Source organism: Pseudomonas sp., from assembly GCF_040514055.1.
Lineage (GTDB): Bacteria > Pseudomonadota > Gammaproteobacteria > Pseudomonadales > Pseudomonadaceae > Aquipseudomonas.
In genome coordinates this window covers 87824-106559 of sequence record NZ_JBEVDL010000077.1, presented here as the reverse complement: position 1 = coordinate 106559, position 18736 = coordinate 87824, and the positions used below count along the sequence as shown (strand labels likewise).

The following is an 18736-nucleotide window of genomic DNA, read 5'->3' as shown; positions in this document are numbered from 1 at the left end:
CCGGCGTATTGGTAGGCCGGTGGATCGAGTTGGTAATGCCCTTCGAGCTCATTGGGCAGGACCCGGACGATGCCGTCGATGGTGTTCAGCGGGATCGCATATTGCTCATCCAGGCACTGCACCATCAACGCCCGATTGACCGACACGGTGAACGGCAGGCGAATGCGGAAATGCACGCCCTGCCCCGGCACCGAATCGATGCTCATGCTGCCGCCGAGTTGGCGCACTTCTTCGTGGACCACGTCCATGCCGACGCCACGCCCGGAAATCTGGGTGATTTTTTCCGCTGTCGAGAACCCCGGCTGCAGGATGAATTGCAGCACGTCGCGGTCACTGATATCGCTGTCGGGCGCCAGCAGACCCCGCTTGATCGCTTTGCGGCGCACGGCATCCAGCGGCACGCCGGCGCCGTCGTCGCGGATGTCGAAAATGATGTCGCCACCCTCTCGCGACAGATCCAGAGTAATCGTGCCTTGCGCCGGCTTACCCGCCGCAATGCGTGCCTCGGTAGATTCCAGCCCATGGTCCACCGCGTTGCGCAGCATGTGTTCCAAGGGGGCCGCCATGCGTTCGAGCACATTGCGGTCCATCTCGCCTTCAGCGTTGCCGACGATGAATTCCACGTCCTTGCCCAGCTCACTGGAGACCTGACGGACGATGCGCTTCAACCGAGGCAACATTCGCTCGAACGGCACCATGCGTGTACGCATCAGGCCTTCCTGCAACTCGGTATTGACCCGTGCCTGTTGCAACAGCAGGGTTTCCGCGTCGCGGTTACGCGCAGTCAGGGTTTCCTTCAGGTCCAACAAGTCGGACGCGGACTCGAACAACGAACGCGACAGCTGCTGCAGCTGCGAGTGACGGTCCATTTCCAGAGGGTCGAAATCTTCGTACCCGGCCCGTTCGGCCTCCGCCTGGTAACGGCTGAGGATCTGCGACTGGGTTTCGATATCCAGACGACGCAGCTGGTCCCGGACCCGGTCGATGGTCGCTTCCATCTCGCCGAGGGTAAAACCGAAGTCGCTGACCTGCTGCTCGACGCGACCGCGAAAGATCGAGGTCTCACCGGCCAGGTTGACCAGGCCTTCGAGCAACTCAGCCGGCACCTTGACCAGTTCCTGCGGAGCTCGCCGCGATGCCGCCTCGAGGGCGGCCTCCTCGGCACGCCGGACAAAGGGCAGGACCTTGGCCACCAGGGCAGTGGTCGGCACTTCGCTGGCTGCGACGATCGGGCTAAGCAATCGGCTTGAAACTGGAACGACCGGCTCAGGCGGCAATTCGACAGGCAGCTCACGCGGCTCGGCGGCATCCACCGCCAGCACTTCGTTCAGCCGCACGCGCAGCTGATCGAGTTCGCCTTGCAGCGCCTCGAAACCTGACTGTACATCGACGAACAGGCTGTCCGGCCAGGGCGCGCCTTGCTGCTGCGCTTCGGCCAGATGCTGTTCGAGGTCATGGGTCAGGTCGCCGAGACGCTTCTGCCCCGCCAGACGAGCACCACCCTTGAGGGTGTGCAGAATGCGCAGCATATCGTCAACCGCGGCGGCGTCGGTACGATTGCCTTCCCAGCGCCCAATCGCCGCTTCCATCGCCTCGAGCAGGTCGTCGCCTTCCTCGAGGAAGATTTCAAGAATATCTTCCTCGGCATCGACGTCCGCGGACTGCGGTGCTGGAGCCGCCTTGAGTGCAACGCTGGACGGTATGCTCAGTTGTTCGTCGGGGTTGGCGCGAAACCGCTTGATGGTCTCGATCAGCGCGTCGCCACTGGGCGCACCGCGTTTGTCGCGTACCGCCTCGAGCATCTGCGCCAGACGGTCATGGCAACGCTGCAACAGGTCGAAGAGCACTGGGCTGGCGCGCAAGCGACCATCGCCCAATCCCTCATAGAGGAACTCCAGCTCATGGGCCAGGTCACCGATCTCGCGGATTTCGGCCATGCGTGCACCACCCTTGAGGGTGTGCAGGTCTCGCTGCAGGGACTCAACTTCGAGGGTGTTATTGGTGTCGCTCATCCAGCGCTGCAAGGCGGCGGTGGAGCTGTCGATAATATCGAACCCTTCCTCGAGAAAAATCTCGACCAACTCCGGATCACGCTCGTCATCCAGGGCATTGGGGCTCAGCGCCAGGGACTCCGGCTCGTCGGGCTCATCGATCAAGGACAGGCTCGGCGGGGCGAGCCGCGGCTCCGGATCATTCCACTGCACGGCTTCGAGCTCGACTGCGGGCTCGTCGGCTATCTCGGGCGGGCTATCCAATATGGCAGCGGCATCAACTGCGTCAAGGTCCAGGGTCGGCAGGGCCTCTGGCAGCGGTTCGTCCCACTGCACAGGCGCCAATTCGACCGACTCGACCTCGGGCACGCTCGGCGCATCCAGGCTCGGCGTTTCGCCGTCCAGGTCCAGGGTCGGCAAGGCCTCTGGCAGCGGTTCGTCCCACTGCAGTGGCGCCAGTTCGACCGACTCGGTCACTGGCTCAGTCGGTGCATCCAGGCTCGGCGTGTCGCCGTCCAGGTCCGGGGTCGGCAAAGCGTCCGACAGCGGTTCGTCCCACTGCATTGGCGCCAGCTCGACCGGCTCGGCCGCAGGCACGCCCGGCGCGTCCAGGTTCAGGGGCTGTTCGTCCAGGTCCAGGGTCGGCAAGGCTTCCGACAGCGGTTCGTCCCACTGCAGTGGCGCCAGCTCGACCGACTCGGCCGCGGGCACGCCCGGCGCGTCCAGGTTCAGGGGCTCTTCGTCCAGGTCCAGGGTCGGCAAGGCTTGCACTTGCGCGTCATCCCAGGCCCGATCGGCCAGGGGTTCACCCGCGTCCACAGCCGCTGACGTGGACAGGTCGTCAATCTCTACGGACGAGGGTTGACTCAAAAAACTGGAGGTGTCGCCATGACGAAAGGCCAAGATCGCCTTGATCAGGTCAGTCGGTGCACGCATCGGCTGACGGGCCTGCAACTGGTCGAGCAAGGTGGCCAGGCGGTCATGGCTTTGGTGCAGCAAACCGGTCAGCGCCGGGGAATAACTGTAGCGACGGTCAACCAAGCCTTCGTAGACCGACTCCAGTTCGTGGGCCAGATCGCCGATAGGCTTGATCTCGGCCATCCGCGCGCCCCCCTTGAGGGTGTGCAGATCGCGCTGAAGGGACAGCAACGCGCGATTGTTGTCCGGCTCACCCAGCCAACGGTCCAGCGCCTGACCTGCGCTTTCCAGGATGTCGACCGCTTCTTCCAGGAAAATTTCGACCATTTCCTCATCGAGGGCCTCGTGAACCACAGCTTCCTCGGCATCCTCAACCGGCGCATCGGGCCAAGGCTCACTCACCAGTACTGGCGACGGCTCGACAGGGGATGGTTCGACGGTTTCAGGCTCGCTGGTCGCGGCACCAGCCAATTCGTTCCACTGCTGTTCAGCACTAGGGGCGTCCAGCTCGACAACTTGGACGGCGGCGCTCGCAGCGGGCTCCAGCAGTGCCAGCATGGCTGGATTAAACGCCTCGTCCAGCAGCGCCAGCACCGCGGCAACTTGGTTCGGCTGGGCCGATACCTGCAGCCCGGCGGCAACCTGATCCATCATGCTGATCAGCGCTTCGTGGGCGCTTTCGGCTTCCTCGAAGAAACGCTGGCTAACGGCCAGACGGCCATCCTGCACAGCCCCATAGAGGCTGAGCAGTGCCTGGCACAGCTCATCGATCTGCGGTAGCTCGGCCATCTCGGCCCCACGGCCGAGGGTGGTCAGCTCGTCCAGCAGAGCGGACAACTCCTGCCGCTCGGAGGGGTGTTCACGCCAGCGCTTAAGCAGGTCCTCCGCATCCAACAGGATGTCCATGCCTTCAGCCAGGAAAATGCTGATCAGGTGCGGATCGCGACTCTCGCCGCTGTCGCCCTGACGGGCCGCATCGGCGGCCTCGAGACGATCGAAATGCAGTTGCTGGACCCGTTCGAAGAACTCGAGGGTGCCGGGAATGGGCGCTAACGGCTGGGTTTCCAGTTGTTCAACGCCGACCCGAAACAGTTGCTCCGCAGTGTGCAGCAATTCCGCTTCGGCCAGATCCATGTCAACCAGATTGGCCTTGAACTCCTTGGCCAATTTCTCCAGCGGCGCGGCGATTTCAGCAATCGGCAGAATGCCCGCCATATAGGCGCTGCCCTTAAGCGTATGCAGCGCGCGCTGCAGGTCATCGGTGACCGGTTGTGGCAACGTCTGGGCACAGTCGGCGAGAAAACCCACCAAGGTGTCCAGGTGCGTTTCGGCTTCGTTGCGGAAGATCTCCAGCAACTGCGGATCCAGCGCTTCCTCGTCAGGCACCGCTATAGCCTGAACTACCGGGGCAGCCACAGGTTCGCCCACAGACGCGGCTGCCTGCTCCTGAGCCGGGGCGTTAAATTTTGGGAGCTCTTCTCCCCTGGCCAACGCATGCGCCGTGGCGGCGAGGCAATCGACATCATTACGCTGACGCTGGGCCTTGGCGGCAAATTCATCCACCAATGCGGGCATCAAGGCGACGACGTCAACTATGACCTGCTGCACCTCATCGCCCGGCAGGATGCTGCGATCGAGCACGCGGTTAAGCAGGTTCTCGATGGACCAGCCCAGTTCACCGATGATCAAGGCACGGACCATACGGCCGCTGCCCTTGAGGGTATGGAAAGCACGGCGTACTTCGATCAACGCGTCCTTGTTCTCGGTGTTGCTGCGCCACTGCGGCAGGAACACGCCGATGGTCTCCAGCACTTCACCGACTTCTTCGATAAAGACTTCCAGCAGCTCTTCGTCCACCGGCTCTTCATCGGCCGGCGGCGGCAGCAGGCTGGGCGGCACATCATGGGCCGGCGGGTTGATCGCCTGCACCGGCGCGGCCATCACATCGGCCAGCGAAAGTGGCTTCTCCGGGGCCGGGACCACCTCAGGTGCCACAGGTGGGCTGGGCAGCTCGACCTCGGGCAGGTCCATGCCGGCCAGTTCAGCCTCGCCCCATTGGGCCGGGCTGTCGCTGTCCAGCGCGTCGAATGCAAGCTCTTCATCCAGCGAAGGCAGTTCGGCAACCGGAACCGCCTCGGGCGCTGGGGCCAAGGACTCGGGCTCGAGCGGGGTCGACAGATCGAAACTGAAATCCGCGGCGTCGACGGACAGCTCCTGGGGCGCACTGAGGTCCCATTCCCTGTCAGGCGAAAACGAAACAGTGGCAGGCGTTGTCTCGGCGGTATCGGCCAAACTGGCAAATTCACCGCTCAGCTCCTCGTCGAACGGCACTGACTCAGGTGTTGCGTCGACTGCCAGGTTCGACGACGGGGTGGCCAGGTCAAGCTCTGCTGGCTCACTGGCCGGCGCCTCGAACGTCCAGTTATCCAGCCCATCCGCTGGCGAATCGACAGGGGGCAGCTCGGCCGCGTCCAGCGCTTCGGCAACCAGTGACGGCTCGACGGGCTCGTCGCTCAGCACCTCGATATCGTCCATCGGGTTCGCAAGCGGTGCGATGCTCTCTTCCACGGGCTCGACACGGTCAAGAATCGAGGGCTTTTCCTGCAGCGGATAACCCAGGGTTTCCAGGCTTTCCTCGGCCACATCGAGAATCAGGTCGCCCTGAGTGGCATGGTCTTCAGCCAGGCGCTCGAGGTAGTACTCGACGCTGGTGATGGCGTCCGCCAGGGTATCCAGGTTGTGCCAATTGGGCACGGCCTTGCGCGCCAGCAACTGTTCCTGGATATACCGGTTACACGCATTCAACAGGGCCGCGGCACGGGGCAAGGGGATCATCGCCAGGCCGCCACGGACCTGGGTCAGCAGTTCGGGCACCCGGGCCAGGTGCTCGTGGTTCCACTGCGAGGCAATGAACTCGATGATCGCGTCCTTGGCCTGTTCCAGGCCATTGCGCGCTTCCTTGATCACCAACTGGTGAATCTGCGCCACATCGGTGGTCGGCAGATGGCTTTCTTCACGACCGCGGTCGTCCGCCTGACCCACCATGCCAGCCAAGGTGGCCTCGACATAGAGCAGCGCGCCAGCCACATCCATCAAGACTGCATCGTTGACCTCGCGCTGGCCCAGCGACAGGCTATGCACCACGTCGATCTGGTCGACTATCACCTTGCGCGGCTGGCCAAAGCCCAGCACCGCCAGGGTATCGGCGATCTGCTTGAGCGGTGCCAACAGGCTGTCCAGCTCGGAGACTTTCTGCCGGTCGCTGCGCACGAACAGGTCGAGGCTGTCCTTGACCCGCACCAGCTCTTCACAGAGGGCGGCCACCACCGAGCGCATAGCGTCGCGGTCCGGACCCGCCAGGCGGGCGCGCTCCTCATCCACCACATCGGCGTCCGGCAGCGCTTCGGCCAGACGATATTGTTCCTTGAGCACGCGAATACGCGGCGATTCGGCGCTCGACTTGGCGACATAGAACAGCAGGTTTTTCGCCAGGTCGTCGGGGGCCGGCTGGTTGATACCGTCCGCACCCTGCTCGACCAGACGCTTGAGTTCCTTGTCCACCTGACGCAGGAGGGTCCGCACCGAAGTGCCATTGACCACGCTGCCATTGGCCAGGCCTTCGACCATACCCGACGCGATCTGCCACAGGGGCCCGAGCGGGGCCTCCTTGCAGAGGGTTTCCAGGCGCGCGAATACCCGGGCCATATAGCCCAGGTTGGTGCCCAGATCCTGATTACGAATCACCCCGACCAGCGCCATCTGCAACATCTGGCGCAACTTGCGCAGCAACACCGGCAGTTCGGCGGTGCGCAATTGCGCCAGTGACTCGACGGACAAAGCCGGCGTGCGGCCCGACATGTCCGGCGAGAACAAGCTGGTTTCCGAGAGCAGCTTTTCGCCACGGGCGGCACGCAAGTCGTTGAGCAGCGGCAAAACCACCATCGGCAGGTCGCGGCGCGCACTCTGGATCCGGTCCAGGTACACCGGCAACTGCAGGATGGCCTGCATCAGCACTTCCAGGGCTTCGCCCTGGTTGGTGACACGGCCTTCCATCAAGGCCTGGGACAACTGTTCCATTTCTTCGGCCAGCAAGGCTGCACCGTAGAATTCCACCATCTGCAACGTGCCATGAACCTGGTGCACATAGGTCAGGCAGAACCGCATGCGGGTCGAGTCCTGCGGGTTCTCGACGAACGCCTCCAGGGCATGCCGCGCCTGTTTCAGAGTCTCTGCGATTTCGCCTTTGACCCACTCCAGGGCGACATAATCGTGCCGATCACCCATAGCCACTCCACTCATAAACTAGGCTCTGCCCTATCCCTTGCGGGTAAACGCCAGCACTCGCTCGTCAGCCACCGGTTCCAGCTCCGGATGCTGCCAACCGACCACTTCCCCCACTCCTACGACCAACAGACCACCCGGTGCCAGGCATTCAGCCAGGCGGTTGAGGATCTCGCGGCGACGCCAGCGGCGAAAATAAATCAGCAAGTTCTGACAGAAAATTACGTCCATACCGGACATTGGCGCCTTGGCCAGTTCCAGTACGTTGAGCCGGGCGCAGCACACTTGTGCCGCCAGGCTCGGAATCACCTTGAAACTGCCATCTGCCTGCGCCTCGAAATAGCGCTCACACAGGTCGATGTCCATCTGATCCAGCTTGCGCGCGCCGTAGACCGCTTCGCGCGCCTTGTTCAATGCATTGAGGCTGATATCGGTCCCGGTGACCCCAAACAGGTCGGGACGGGCCGCGTCGCGCCGGACTTGCGCGGCGCTGATCGCCATCGAGTAAGGCTCCTCGCCACTGGAACAACCGACGCTCCACAGCGCCCAGGGCGAAGGATTTTCGTCTCGCTCGTTTTCACGAGCCAAACGCACACGCAAATACTGCTCAAGCACCTCAAACGAGGGGCGATGACGAAAAAACCGGGTTTCCTGAACGGTCAAACGATCCAGCAGTGTTGACCACTCCACCGCACCACGCGGCCCGTCGGTGACCTGCCGGTAGTAACTGGCATAGTCGGCCACCCCCACTTCACGCATCCGCGCACTCAGATTGGTCTGCAGAAACGCCTGGCGCTGTTGGTTGACCACCACACCCGTACGTTCCTCCAGCAACGTCTGCCAATCACGAAACTCGGCCGCTGACATATCGACCAGAGGCTTCAAGGCCCAGACGCCGCCTGGCTGCATGCCGTCCCCCTCGCTCATGGCCGTATGGCGGCCGCCCTTCCAGGCGACCGCACCTCCCTTCGCTTAAACCTGATCCCGGACGGTCGGCAAGTTGAAGCCGGAAACCGACTTACGCATCTCACTGGCCATCTTGGCCAGGTTACCAATGCTCTTGGCCGTTGCCGTGGTACCGGAGGACGTCTGCGAGGTGATCTCCTGGATCACGTTCATGGTGTTGGAAATATGGCCGGCCGAAGAGGCCTGCTGCCGCGCAGCGTTGGAAATGTTCTGGATCAAGGCCGCGAGGGTCTTGGATACCTTCTCAATTTCTTCCAGTGCCACACCGGCGTCCTGTGCCAGACGAGCTCCACGTACCACCTCGGAGGTGGTTTGTTCCATGGAGATAACCGCTTCGTTGGTGTCGGTCTGAATGGTCTTTACCAGCGCCTCGATCTGCTTGGTTGCCGCCGAGGAACGTTCCGCCAGTCGCTGTACCTCGTCCGCTACCACGGCGAAGCCTCGACCCGCGTCACCGGCCATGGAGGCCTGGATCGCGGCGTTCAGTGCGAGGATGTTGGTTTGGTCGGCGATGTCGTTGATCAGGCTTACGATGTCACCAATCTCCTGGGACGACTCACCGAGGCGCTTGATTCGCTTCGAGGTGTCCTGGATCTGCTCACGGATGTTATCCATCCCCGTGATGGTGTTGTGCACCACCTCGTTGCCTTTGTTGGCGATGGCTACCGACCGTTCCGCTACCGCGGAGGACTCCGAGGCGTTCGCCGATACCTGGTCAATCGACACAGCCATTTCGTTGATCGCCGCCGAGGCACCGGCAATTTCCTGGGCCTGGTGCTCCGACGCTTCCGCCAGGTGCATCGCCGTGGCCTGGGTTTCCTGGGCCGCGGCCGCTACCTGCACAGCCGTCAGGTTGATCGTTTCAACCAGGTCGCGCAGTTGGTCGATCGAGTAGTTGATCGAGTCGGCGATGGCGCCGGTGAAGTCTTCGGTTACCGTGGCCGCTACCGTCAAGTCACCGTCCGCGAGGTCGGCGATTTCGTCCAGCAGTCGCAAAATCGCGGCCTGGTTACGTTCGTTCTTCTCGGCGGTCTCACCCAGACGGCGGCGGGTGTCCTGTACCATGACCAGGCCGATCAGGATGATCGAAGCCAGGGCCAGCAAGCCGAGCACATAACCGGCAAGGGTGTTCAAGGCCCGACCGGCCGCCAGGTTTTCAAACCCGACCGCCAGTTGCGAAGCCTTGTCCAACAGGGTCTGCGACACGGTAAAGATGCTGCTGGCCGATTCCCGCACCTGGAACAGTTCCGGCGAGGTTTCGAGAATTTCGTCCACCGAACCGGAGACGAATTCGAACAGCTCGGAAATCTCCGCCAGACGCTCGAGGGCTTCCGCATCGCTCACCTTGGAGATTTCCATGGCAGCGTTGCCTTCGATCATCGCGCTCAGTACCCGACCGAACAGGCTGGCGTCACGACCAAACATGTCGGCGGCCTGTACCGAGTCTTCGTCACCGGCCAGTACCTTGTTCACCGAACCGAGGATACGTTCTGCCAGCAGCGATTGACGCTGGGCCACAGAAACCTGGGCAGCCGGTGCACCACTCTCCAGCAGGATGTCGACCACTTCCTCGTACTCGACCTGTAGCTGCGGAATGGTTTCGGCGAGCGTCGCCGCTACCTGGTGCAGCGACAGTACGGTTTGCTCGCTGGCCAAAATGGCGTCGGAGTTCTGCCGCAAGCTGTCCCAGTCCTTTTGCACGCCAGCCATTTGTGGCTGCACCACTTCAGGCGCGAGCGGCAGGCCGGTGCTTTCATCACCCTTGACCAGGAAATTCCAGCGCTTTTCGAAGTCATTACGCGCGTCCTTGAGCAAGCCGAAAGCTTCCGCTTTACCGGCTGCCGCCTCGGTGGCGTTCTTCGCAATACGCTGGGACAGTACACGCAGCTCACCGGAGTGACTGATGTATTCCGTGTCGTAGTTGGACTGCGTGTTGATGTAGGCGAAGTTAGCGAACAACAGCACGATGGAAACGATCAGGACTATAAACAGTCCGGCGATCAGCGTGCTACTGCGCATACCAGCCAATAGATTGCCTGTGTTGAGTTTTTTCATTATCTGGCCCCCGCCTGGACCGACCGCACTACGGTTCCCATGTCACGCCAAAAGGCCGGCAACGCCGACCCAACCGAAAAGCACTTAGAACGCCACATCGAGAAAGCCCTGATGCTGTGCCAGCGCATGTGGACTGAACACCAGCCAGGGCTGTTCGCGCTGGAAAACCCCGTGGATAAAAGGTTCGATGGCCGCTTCGAGCAAAGGAAGCTGCTCGGAAAAGGCGTCCACCGGGAAATGCTGCATACCGAAGACTTCATCGACCGTCAGGCCGGCAAAGACTTCGTGGTGGTCCACCACCAAAACACGCCGTTGCTTGCGCAACGGCGACAATTCCGAGCCGAAGAAACCACAGAGGTCCATGACCGGCAGCAAGCGCCCGCGCACGTTGGCCACGCCCTTGACCCAGCCTTTTACGCCAGGCAACAAGGTATAACGCGGTTCGTGCAGCACTTCACCGACCTCCCCCATCGGCGCGACGAACAAACGCTCGCCCATGCGAAACCCAATGCCACTCCAGGTCTGCACAGCCGCTTGCTGCGAAGGCAAGCCAGCCGCCAGGCGCCGACAGCGCTGGTCGATCTGGAGAAGAAGCTCAAAGGGAGTCTGCGCGTCCGACATGCCGGCAAGGGCCTTCTTTATGGTTTTTATCGAGGCAAAAGCGCGGACTTAACCGGCCAATACCGCATTCAGCGTTTTCAACAAGGTTTCTTCGTCGACCGGCTTGGTCAGGTAGTCTTTTGCACCCTGACGTTTGCCCCAGACCTTGTCGGTTTCCTGATCCTTGGTGGTGACGATAATCACCGGGATGTGGCTGGTGTCCGCGTCCTTGGTCAACTGACGGGTCGCCTGAAAACCGTTGAGGCCAGGCATGACGATATCCATCAGCACCGCATCGGGTTTTTCCTGGCGAGCCAGGGCCACACCGTCCGCGCCGTTTTCGGCCTTGAGTACCTGATGGCCATGCTTTTCCAGCATAGCGGTCAGCTTGTACATCTCGGTCGGCGAATCATCAACAATTAGAATTCGAGCCATGGTGTTTCCCATTCTGTATTGGCGTTACCGGCTTGGCGGCCGGACGTCAGGATGCTTGCTCCACCGGGGTGAAGTTGGGCACATGGGCCTTGATGGCACCGAGCAACTCCTCCTTGCTGAAGGGCTTGGTAAGGTACTGATCGGAACCGACAATGCGGCCTTTGGCCTTGTCGAACAAGCCGTCCTTGGAGGACAACATGATCACCGGGGTGGATTTGAAAGCGCTATTGTTTTTGATCAGGGCGCAGGTCTGATAGCCGTCGAGTCGCGGCATCATGATGTCGACAAATATAATATTGGGGTGAGTGTCGGCAATTTTGGCCAGCGCATCAAAGCCGTCAACGGCCGTAATGACTTCACAACCCACTTTCTTTAGCAGGGTTTCCGCCGTGCGACGAATCGTCTTCGAATCGTCGATCACCATGACCCTCAAACCTTCGGAATGCTGTTCCATGTTCGCCCTACCATAGCCTCGGTGAGTCGTTATTTTTTGCGTTAAAACCAGTGTGCCGAAGGCCCTATCAGCGCCGGGCCGCAACCCAATCGCCGGGCCTTTTTAGCACACTCTCCCCATGCAATCCATAAACCCCGGACTCACAAGGTTTTTCCTTGACCGGGAAGTCCACCGGCGCCACCCTTGCGCCCCATAGTCTAGCCGCGCCAGCTGATTGCTGCCGCATTCCTTTTGCGGAGGAGTTACCCCATGAATATTCGCCTGGGCATCGTCATGGACCCGATTGAGCGCATCGCCTTCAAAAAGGACAGCTCCCTGGCCATGTTGCTGGCCGCCCAAGCGCGCGGCTGGTCGCTGCTCTATATGGAACAACAGGACCTCTACCAGGCCGGCGGTGAAGCCCGCGCCCGCATGCGCCCACTGAAAGTATTTGAAGATCCGCAGCACTGGTTCGAGCTGGAGGCTGAAAACGATGCCCCGCTGAGCGAACTGGACGTGATCCTGATGCGCAAGGATCCGCCTTTCGATAATGAGTTCGTCTATTCCACCTACTTACTGGAACAGGCTGAACGCGCCGGCGTGTTGGTGGTCAATCGCCCGCAGAGCCTGCGGGACTGCAACGAAAAACTCTTCGCCACTCAGTTCCCCCACTGCACACCCCCGACGCTCGTCAGTCGCCGAGCAGACATTCTGCGCCAGTTTGCCAAAGAACAGCGTGACATCATTCTCAAACCCCTGGATGGAATGGGCGGTTCTTCCATCTTTCGGCATCGCGAGGATGACCCGAACCTCTCGGTGATCCTGGAAACCCTGACCGCCCATGGCACCCAGCAGATCATGGCACAGCGCTACCTGCCAGCGATCAAGGACGGCGACAAACGCATCTTGATGATCGACGGCGAACCCGTGCCCTATTGCCTGGCGCGCATTCCGGCGGCCGGCGAGACCCGCGGCAACCTGGCCGCCGGCGGGCGCGGCGAAGCCCGCCCGCTCAGCGACAAGGACCGCTGGATCGCCGAGCAGATAGGCCCGACCCTGCGCGCAAAGGGTCTACTGTTCGTCGGCCTGGATGTGATTGGCGAACACCTGACCGAGATCAATGTCACCAGCCCTACCTGCATTCGCGAAATTGACAACGCTTACGGCACCCGGATCGGCGAACAACTGATGGACGTGATTGCCGGCAAACTCGCCCTACGGGCCTGAGCCGGGGCGCGCACACCCTAAACTGCCGCGCCGGGCGCCCAGGAGTTGATCCAGGCCTCACCGCGCGCAGTGCTCCATGGACTTTTTCCGACGCGCTCGGCAGACTGCGCGGCAATTCGACCTGACGCGACTGAGCGATGAACGCAACGGCCCTCCCCCCAGCACTCTCTCCCTCCAGGGTTCGCCCGGCGGACCGGCTGGGCTTTACCCTTTTTCTGGGCACCGTCCTGCACCTGGCGCTGATTCTGGGGGTGAGCTTCACCCTCGCGGACCCCAACCAGCTCAGCAAGACACTGGACGTCACCCTCTCGACCTTCAAGAGCGGTGAAAAACCCAAGGAAGCGGATTTTATCGCCCAGGAAAACCAACAGGGCAGCGGCACCCTGGAGCACAAGGCCGCACCCAAGACCTCTGAAGAGGCGCTTTTTCAAGACTCCACGGTCAAACAGGTGACACCGCCTGCTTCACCACCCCAGACCACCCGCGAGGAAGCGCCCAAAGCCTCGGTCGCTACCCGCACGCCCCAGCGGCAGCAGACTCCGGTCAAGACCGAAGACCGCAAGCCCGAACCGCAAAGCCGACCGGCGCCGCAGTTCGACAGCTCGCAACTGAGTTCGGAAATCGCCAGCCTGCAGGCCGAACTGGCCCAGGAACAGCAGCAGTACGCCAAGCGGCCAAGGGTCAGCCGGCTAAATGCCGCCTCGACCGTACGCGACATCAGTGCCTGGTACCGCGATGAATGGCGCAAGAAAGTTGAGCGCATCGGCAACCTCAACTACCCCGACCAGGCCCGCCGTCAGCGCATCTACGGCAGCCTGCGCCTGCTGGTGAGCATCAACCGCGACGGCACCCTCCACGAGGTGCAGGTGCTGGAATCGTCCGGCCAGTCACTGCTGGACGAAGCAGCCAAGCGCATCGTGCGTCTGTCCGCACCCTTCGCGCCCTTTACCGGCGAACTGGCTGAGCAATACGATCAGGTGGAAATCATTCGCACCTGGCGCTTTGGCCGTAACGACCGACTGTCAAGCCAGTAATCGCCGTGGCGGCCTGCGCGCCGCCCTCCACTCACCATCGCGACCCGCCTCAAGGCGTGGCCCGACCAGGACACCCCCATGGAACTGAGCAACCTCGAAGCACTTCCGGGCCGTCGCATCGTCCGCCACCTGGGACTGGTGCAGGGCTCCACGGTGCGCAGCAAACACGCCGGCAAGGACCTGCTCGCCGGCCTGAAAAATTTCGTCGGCGGGGAGCTCAAGGCCTATACCGAGCTGCTCAACGAATCCCGCCAGGAAGCCGTGGCGCGCATGGTCAAGCAGGCTCAAGGCCTGGGCGCCAACGCGGTGGTGAATATCCGTTTTTCCACTGCCAATATCGCCGCAGGCGCCGCCGAAGTGATGGCTTACGGCACTGCCGTGACGGTCGAATAAGCCATGGGGCTGCTGATCCAGTTCATCGTCTTTCTCGGCCTACTACTGATTGGCCGGTACTTTGGCCGTCGCGCCGAGCAGCGTCACTATCGCCACCTGACATTGAATGAAGCCGCTTTGCGGCACATTTCCCTGTCCAGCGAACGGCACCCCTCGAACGACCAGCCGATTGTGCGCGGGCAGTTGGTGGTGGGCTCGGTGGTGATCGCCGACGACTATTTCAAACGTCTTCTGGCGCTGATTCGCAGCTTCTTTGGTGGGCGCCTGAACAGCTACGACTCCCTGATCGAACGTGGCCGCCGCGAGGCCTGCCTGCGCATGCAGGCCCAGGCGCAGCGCCTGGGCGCCAGCCAGATCATCAATGTGCGCTTCGAAACCGTCTCGCTCAACGAAGGCAGCGCCCAGCGCCAGAGTACGTTCTGCGCGGAATTTCTGGCCTATGGCACGGCCCTGACCAGCGAACAGCCGCAATAGCCCTCGCTTCGTCACCACTGATCCCGTGTGCAGCCTGTACGGCTTTATGCCGGCGCCTTGAGGCTTTAAGCTAGCACTCATGAAAATGACCGCGCCCAGCTACCTCAAGCATCACTTCCTGATCGCCATGCCGCATATGGCCGACCCGACCTTTGCGCAGACCGTCACCTACCTGATCGAACACAACGAACAGGGCGCCATGGGCCTGGTGATCAACCGCCCCAACGGCCTCAACCTGGCCGATGTGCTGGAGCAGTTGCGCCCTGACAGCACCCCGCCCGCCGCATGCCACCACTTGCCGATCTTCACCGGCGGGCCGGTGCAGACCGATCGCGGCTTTGTGCTGCACCCCGCGGGTTACCAGTACCAGGCGACCCTGGAGCTGGGTGAGCTCGGGCTGTCGACCTCGCAGGATGTCTTGTTTGCCATTGCCGACGGTTTTGGCCCCGACAAATACCTGATTACCCTCGGCTACGCCGGTTGGGAGGCCGGCCAGCTCGAACTGGAGTTGGCCGCCAATGCCTGGCTGAGTTGCCCCGCCGATCCGCATATCCTGTTCGACCTGCCCTGCGAGCAGCGTCTGGATGCCGCCGCGGCGCGCCTGGGCGTCAACCTGAGCCTGCTGACGTCGCAAGTCGGGCACGCCTGATGGCATCCCCGCGCCTGCTACTGGGCTTCGACTACGGTACCAAACAGATCGGCGTGGCCGTCGGCCAGGCCATCACCCGCCAGGCCCGCGAACTTTGCGTGCTCAAGGCGCAGAACGGGATTCCGGACTGGGCGCAGATCGAGGCCCTGCTGCGCGAATGGAAACCGGACGCACTGGTCGTCGGCATGCCACTGAACATGGATGGCAGCCCCAGCGAGATGAGCGTGCGCGCGGAAAAATTCGCCCGCAGGCTCAATGGCCGCTTCAACCTGCCCGTGCACAGCCACGACGAACGCCTGACCACCTATGCCGCCAAGGGAGAGCGCCTGGCCCAGGGCCAGCGCGGCAGCTACCGGGACCACCCGGTCGATGCCCTGGCCGCCGCCCTGCTGCTGCAAGGCTGGTTGGAAGCCCATCTCGAGGATTCGCCATGAGATTACCCGACCCGGGCCAGTTGGTGCCGCAAATGGCCGCCGCCCTGAACACCCATCTCGCCAGCCGGCACATCGAGGTCCCGCGCTTTATCGGCATCCGCACTGGCGGCGTCTGGATCGCCCAGGCCTTGCTGCGGGCCCTGGAGCGCGACGATGCTCTGGGCGTGCTGGACGTCTCGTTCTACCGCGACGATTTCACCCGCAGCGGCCTGCATCCCCAGGTTCAACCCTCCGAACTGCCGTTCCAGGTCGAGGGCCAGCACCTGGTGTTGATCGATGACGTGCTGATGAGCGGGCGCACCGTCCGCGCCGCGCTTAACGAGCTGTTCGACTACGGCCGTCCGGCCAGCGTGACCCTGGTCTGCCTGCTGGATCTGAATGCCCGTGAACTGCCGATCCGACCCGATGTGGTCGGCGCCACCCTGTCGCTGCCGGGCGAGCAGCGGGTAAAACTGCTCGGCCCCACGCCCCTGGCCCTCGAACTGCAAACCCTCGCCCCGACCTCTGCCGCCCCCCGAGACCCTTCGTGATGACGCCGATCGACGCCAAGCGCCCGCTGCAGCTCAACGAGCTGGGGCAATTGCGCCACTTCCTCTCCCTCGATGGCCTCTCCCGCGAGTTGCTGACCGAGATCCTCGACACCGCCGACTCCTTTCTCGAGGTCGGTGCACGGGCGGTCAAGAAAGTCCCGCTGCTGCGCGGCAAGACGGTATGCAATGTGTTCTTCGAGAACTCCACGCGCACCCGCACCACCTTCGAGCTGGCGGCGCAGCGGCTGTCGGCCGACGTCATCAGCCTGAATGTCTCGACCTCGTCCACCAGCAAGGGCGAAACGCTGTTCGATACCCTGCGCAACCTCGAGGCGATGGCGGCGGACATGTTCGTGGTACGCCATGGCGACTCGGGTGCCGCGCACTTTATCGCCGAGCACGTCTGCCCGAACGTCGCCATCATCAACGGTGGCGACGGCCGCCATGCGCACCCAACCCAAGGCATGCTCGACATGCTGACGATCCGTCGGCACAAAGGCAGCCTGGAAGGCCTCTCGGTGGCCATAGTCGGCGATATCCTGCACTCACGGGTGGCGCGCTCGAACATGTTGGCGCTGCGCATACTCGGCTGCACGGATATCCGCGTCATCGCGCCCAAGACCCTGTTGCCGGTGGGCATCGAACAGTACGGGGTGACCGTCTACACCGACCTGGCGAGCGGCCTCAAGGACGTGGATGTGATCATCATGCTACGTCTGCAGCGGGAGCGGATGACCGGCGGCTTACTGCCCAGCGAGGGCGAATTCTATAAATTGTTCGGCCTTACCACCGCCCGCCTGGCGCTGGCCAAGCCGGATGCCCTGGTGATGCACCCGGGACCGATCAACCGGGGCGTGGAAATCGAATCGGCGGTGGCTGACGGCCCGCAATCGGTGATCCTCAACCAGGTCACCTATGGCATCGCCGTGCGCATGGCCGTGCTGTCGATGACCATGAGCGGGCAGACCGCCCAGCGTCTACTGCACGACAACCCCACGGAGTCCCACTGATGCGCACCCGTATTATCGGCGCCCGAGTCATCGACCCCAGCAGTGGCCTCGACCAAGTGGCCGACCTTTATCTGGAAGCCGGCACCCTGGTGGGCCTCGGCCAGGCTCCGGCCGGTTTCGTGGCAGAACAGCAGATCGACGCACAGGGTCTGGTGGCCGCCCCGGGCTTGGTCGACCTCAACGTGGCCTTGCGCGAGCCCGGCTTCAGCCGCAAGGGCAGCATAGCCAGTGAGACCCTGGCCGCCGCCGCGGGTGGCGTGACCAGCCTCTGCTGCCCACCCCTGACCCGCCCGGTACTGGATACCCCGGCGGTGGCCGAGATGATCCTGGATCGGGCGCGTGCCGCCGGTCACGCCAAGGTTTACCCCATCGGCGCGCTGAGCAAGGGCTTGGCCGGTGAACAGCTGGCCGAGCTGGTGGCCCTGCGCGACGCCGGTTGCGTGGCCTTCGGCAACGGCCTGGCGAGCTTCGCCAATAACCGTACGCTGAGCCGGGCACTGGAATATGCCGCCACCTTCGACCTGACCGTGATTTTCCATTGCCAGGACGCCGACCTCGCCGAAGGCGGCTTGGCCCATGAAGGGGCCACGGCCAGTTTCCTTGGCCTGCCGGGCATTCCCCAGGCCGCCGAGACGGTGGCCCTGAGCCGCGATTTGCTGCTGGTGGAGCAGAGCGGCGTGCGCGCGCACTTCAGTCAGCTGACCACGGCCCGCGGCGTGCAACTGATTGCCGAGGCCCAGGCCCGTGGCCTGCCGGTCACGGCGGATGTGGCCTTGTACCAGCTGATTCTCACGGACGAGGCCTTGATCGATTTTTCCAGCCTCTACCATGTGCAGCCGCCCCTGCGCAGCCGCGCCGACCGGGACGCCTTGCGGGCCGCGGTCAAGTCCGGGGTGATCCAGGCCATCGCCAGCCACCACCAGCCCCACGAATTGGATGCCAAGCTGGCGCCCTTCGGGGCAACCGAGCCGGGTATCAGCAGCGTCGAGTTGCTGCTGCCGCTGGCCCTTGGCCTGGTGCAGGATGGCCTGCTGGATCTGCCCACGCTGTTGGCCCGGCTCAGCGCAGGGCCCGCCCAGGCCCTGCGCCTGGCGGCGGGGCGTCTGGCCATCGGCGGTGCCGCCGACCTGGTGCTGTTCGACCCCCAGGCCTCCACCCTGGCCGGCGAGACCTGGCACTCCAAGGGCACGAATTGCCCCTTTATCGGCCATTGCCTGCCGGGTGCCGTGCGCTACACCCTGGTGGACGGGCATATCAGCTACCGCGGCTAAGTCGGCAGCGCTTACCCAGGCAACAGCAGCGCAAC

At 62.9% G+C, this 18736-nt stretch carries 15 protein-coding genes; 9 read left to right on the top strand and 6 right to left on the bottom strand.

Annotation, left to right across the window (positions count from 1 at the left end; all coding sequences use genetic code 11):
- From ABWY06_RS20680 to pilG, 6 genes are all read right to left on the bottom strand, one after another.
- Positions 1-7193: Hpt domain-containing protein (locus ABWY06_RS20680; protein WP_353927465.1), on the bottom strand; the 7193-nt coding region annotated here is incomplete at its 3' end.
- A 30-nt stretch (positions 7194-7223) separates the two neighbouring features.
- Positions 7224-8099 carry a CheR family methyltransferase gene (locus ABWY06_RS20675; protein ID WP_353927464.1) on the bottom strand — a complete coding sequence of 292 codons (876 nt, stop codon included), beginning with the start codon at positions 8097-8099 and terminating at the stop codon, positions 7224-7226.
- A gap of 63 nt (positions 8100-8162) precedes the next feature.
- Complete coding sequence (locus tag ABWY06_RS20670; RefSeq protein WP_353927463.1) at positions 8163-10211, bottom strand: methyl-accepting chemotaxis protein; 2049 nt, start codon at positions 10209-10211, stop codon at positions 8163-8165.
- Between the two features lie 84 nt (positions 10212-10295).
- The gene (locus ABWY06_RS20665) at positions 10296-10832 is read right to left on the bottom strand and encodes a chemotaxis protein CheW (protein WP_353927462.1); all 537 of its coding nucleotides are present in this window, start codon (positions 10830-10832) and stop codon (positions 10296-10298) included.
- Positions 10833-10880: 48 nt separating this feature from the next.
- Positions 10881-11246, bottom strand: a complete 366-nt coding sequence (pilH, locus tag ABWY06_RS20660) for a twitching motility response regulator PilH (protein ID WP_090446512.1) — start codon at positions 11244-11246, stop codon at positions 10881-10883.
- Positions 11247-11292: 46 nt separating this feature from the next.
- A complete protein-coding gene (gene pilG, locus ABWY06_RS20655) occupies positions 11293-11700 on the bottom strand; it encodes a twitching motility response regulator PilG (RefSeq protein WP_079203716.1) in 408 nt (135 codons plus the stop codon).
- Positions 11701-11949: 249 nt separating this feature from the next.
- Between pilG and gshB the strand changes: the two genes are divergently transcribed.
- The 9 genes from gshB (at position 11950) to ABWY06_RS20610 (ending at position 18701) form a co-directional block, all read left to right on the top strand.
- Positions 11950-12906, top strand: coding sequence for a glutathione synthase (gene gshB / locus ABWY06_RS20650; RefSeq protein WP_353927461.1), 957 nt, complete (start codon positions 11950-11952; stop codon positions 12904-12906).
- Between the two features lie 137 nt (positions 12907-13043).
- A complete protein-coding gene (locus ABWY06_RS20645) occupies positions 13044-13940 on the top strand; it encodes an energy transducer TonB (protein ID WP_353927460.1) in 897 nt (298 codons plus the stop codon).
- Between the two features lie 78 nt (positions 13941-14018).
- A complete protein-coding gene (locus tag ABWY06_RS20640; RefSeq protein ID WP_353927459.1) occupies positions 14019-14333 on the top strand; it encodes a YbjQ family protein in 315 nt (104 codons plus the stop codon).
- A 3-nt stretch (positions 14334-14336) separates the two neighbouring features.
- Entirely contained in the window at positions 14337-14807 is a 471-nt protein-coding gene (locus tag ABWY06_RS20635; RefSeq protein WP_353927458.1) for a YbjQ family protein, read from the top strand.
- A 79-nt stretch (positions 14808-14886) separates the two neighbouring features.
- Positions 14887-15456, top strand: a complete 570-nt coding sequence (locus ABWY06_RS20630) for a YqgE/AlgH family protein (RefSeq protein ID WP_353927457.1) — start codon at positions 14887-14889, stop codon at positions 15454-15456.
- Entirely contained in the window at positions 15456-15890 is a 435-nt protein-coding gene (ruvX, locus tag ABWY06_RS20625; RefSeq protein WP_353927456.1) for a Holliday junction resolvase RuvX, read from the top strand. The genes ABWY06_RS20630 and ruvX overlap by 1 nt, the downstream gene beginning before the upstream one ends.
- Positions 15887-16420: a bifunctional pyr operon transcriptional regulator/uracil phosphoribosyltransferase PyrR gene (gene pyrR / locus ABWY06_RS20620; RefSeq protein ID WP_353927455.1), complete on the top strand. Its 534-nt coding sequence runs from the start codon at positions 15887-15889 to the stop codon at positions 16418-16420. The genes ruvX and pyrR overlap by 4 nt, the downstream gene beginning before the upstream one ends.
- Positions 16420-17430, top strand: a complete 1011-nt coding sequence (locus ABWY06_RS20615) for an aspartate carbamoyltransferase catalytic subunit (RefSeq protein ID WP_353927454.1) — start codon at positions 16420-16422, stop codon at positions 17428-17430. Before pyrR ends, ABWY06_RS20615 begins: the two co-directional genes overlap by 1 nt.
- Entirely contained in the window at positions 17430-18701 is a 1272-nt protein-coding gene (locus ABWY06_RS20610) for a dihydroorotase (protein WP_353927453.1), read from the top strand. Before ABWY06_RS20615 ends, ABWY06_RS20610 begins: the two co-directional genes overlap by 1 nt.
- Positions 18702-18736: the final 35 nt, after the last annotated feature.

What these genes read in the sequence shown, in the direction of transcription:
- ABWY06_RS20675 (WP_353927464.1), bottom strand. Translation starts at nt 8,099, where the DNA reads ATGCAGCCAGGCGGCGTCTGGGCCTTGAAGCCTCTGGTCGATATGTCA.
- ABWY06_RS20670 (WP_353927463.1), bottom strand. Translation starts at nt 10,211, where the DNA reads ATGAAAAAACTCAACACAGGCAATCTATTGGCTGGTATGCGCAGTAGC.
- ABWY06_RS20665 (WP_353927462.1), bottom strand. Translation starts at nt 10,832, where the DNA reads ATGTCGGACGCGCAGACTCCCTTTGAGCTTCTTCTCCAGATCGACCAG.
- pilH (WP_090446512.1), bottom strand. Translation starts at nt 11,246, where the DNA reads ATGGCTCGAATTCTAATTGTTGATGATTCGCCGACCGAGATGTACAAG.
- pilG (WP_079203716.1), bottom strand. Translation starts at nt 11,700, where the DNA reads ATGGAACAGCATTCCGAAGGTTTGAGGGTCATGGTGATCGACGATTCG.
- gshB (WP_353927461.1), top strand. Translation starts at nt 11,950, where the DNA reads ATGAATATTCGCCTGGGCATCGTCATGGACCCGATTGAGCGCATCGCC.
- ABWY06_RS20645 (WP_353927460.1), top strand. Translation starts at nt 13,044, where the DNA reads ATGAACGCAACGGCCCTCCCCCCAGCACTCTCTCCCTCCAGGGTTCGC.
- ABWY06_RS20640 (WP_353927459.1), top strand. Translation starts at nt 14,019, where the DNA reads ATGGAACTGAGCAACCTCGAAGCACTTCCGGGCCGTCGCATCGTCCGC.
- ABWY06_RS20635 (WP_353927458.1), top strand. Translation starts at nt 14,337, where the DNA reads ATGGGGCTGCTGATCCAGTTCATCGTCTTTCTCGGCCTACTACTGATT.
- ABWY06_RS20630 (WP_353927457.1), top strand. Translation starts at nt 14,887, where the DNA reads ATGAAAATGACCGCGCCCAGCTACCTCAAGCATCACTTCCTGATCGCC.
- ruvX (WP_353927456.1), top strand. Translation starts at nt 15,456, where the DNA reads ATGGCATCCCCGCGCCTGCTACTGGGCTTCGACTACGGTACCAAACAG.
- pyrR (WP_353927455.1), top strand. Translation starts at nt 15,887, where the DNA reads ATGAGATTACCCGACCCGGGCCAGTTGGTGCCGCAAATGGCCGCCGCC.
- ABWY06_RS20615 (WP_353927454.1), top strand. Translation starts at nt 16,420, where the DNA reads ATGACGCCGATCGACGCCAAGCGCCCGCTGCAGCTCAACGAGCTGGGG.
- ABWY06_RS20610 (WP_353927453.1), top strand. Translation starts at nt 17,430, where the DNA reads ATGCGCACCCGTATTATCGGCGCCCGAGTCATCGACCCCAGCAGTGGC.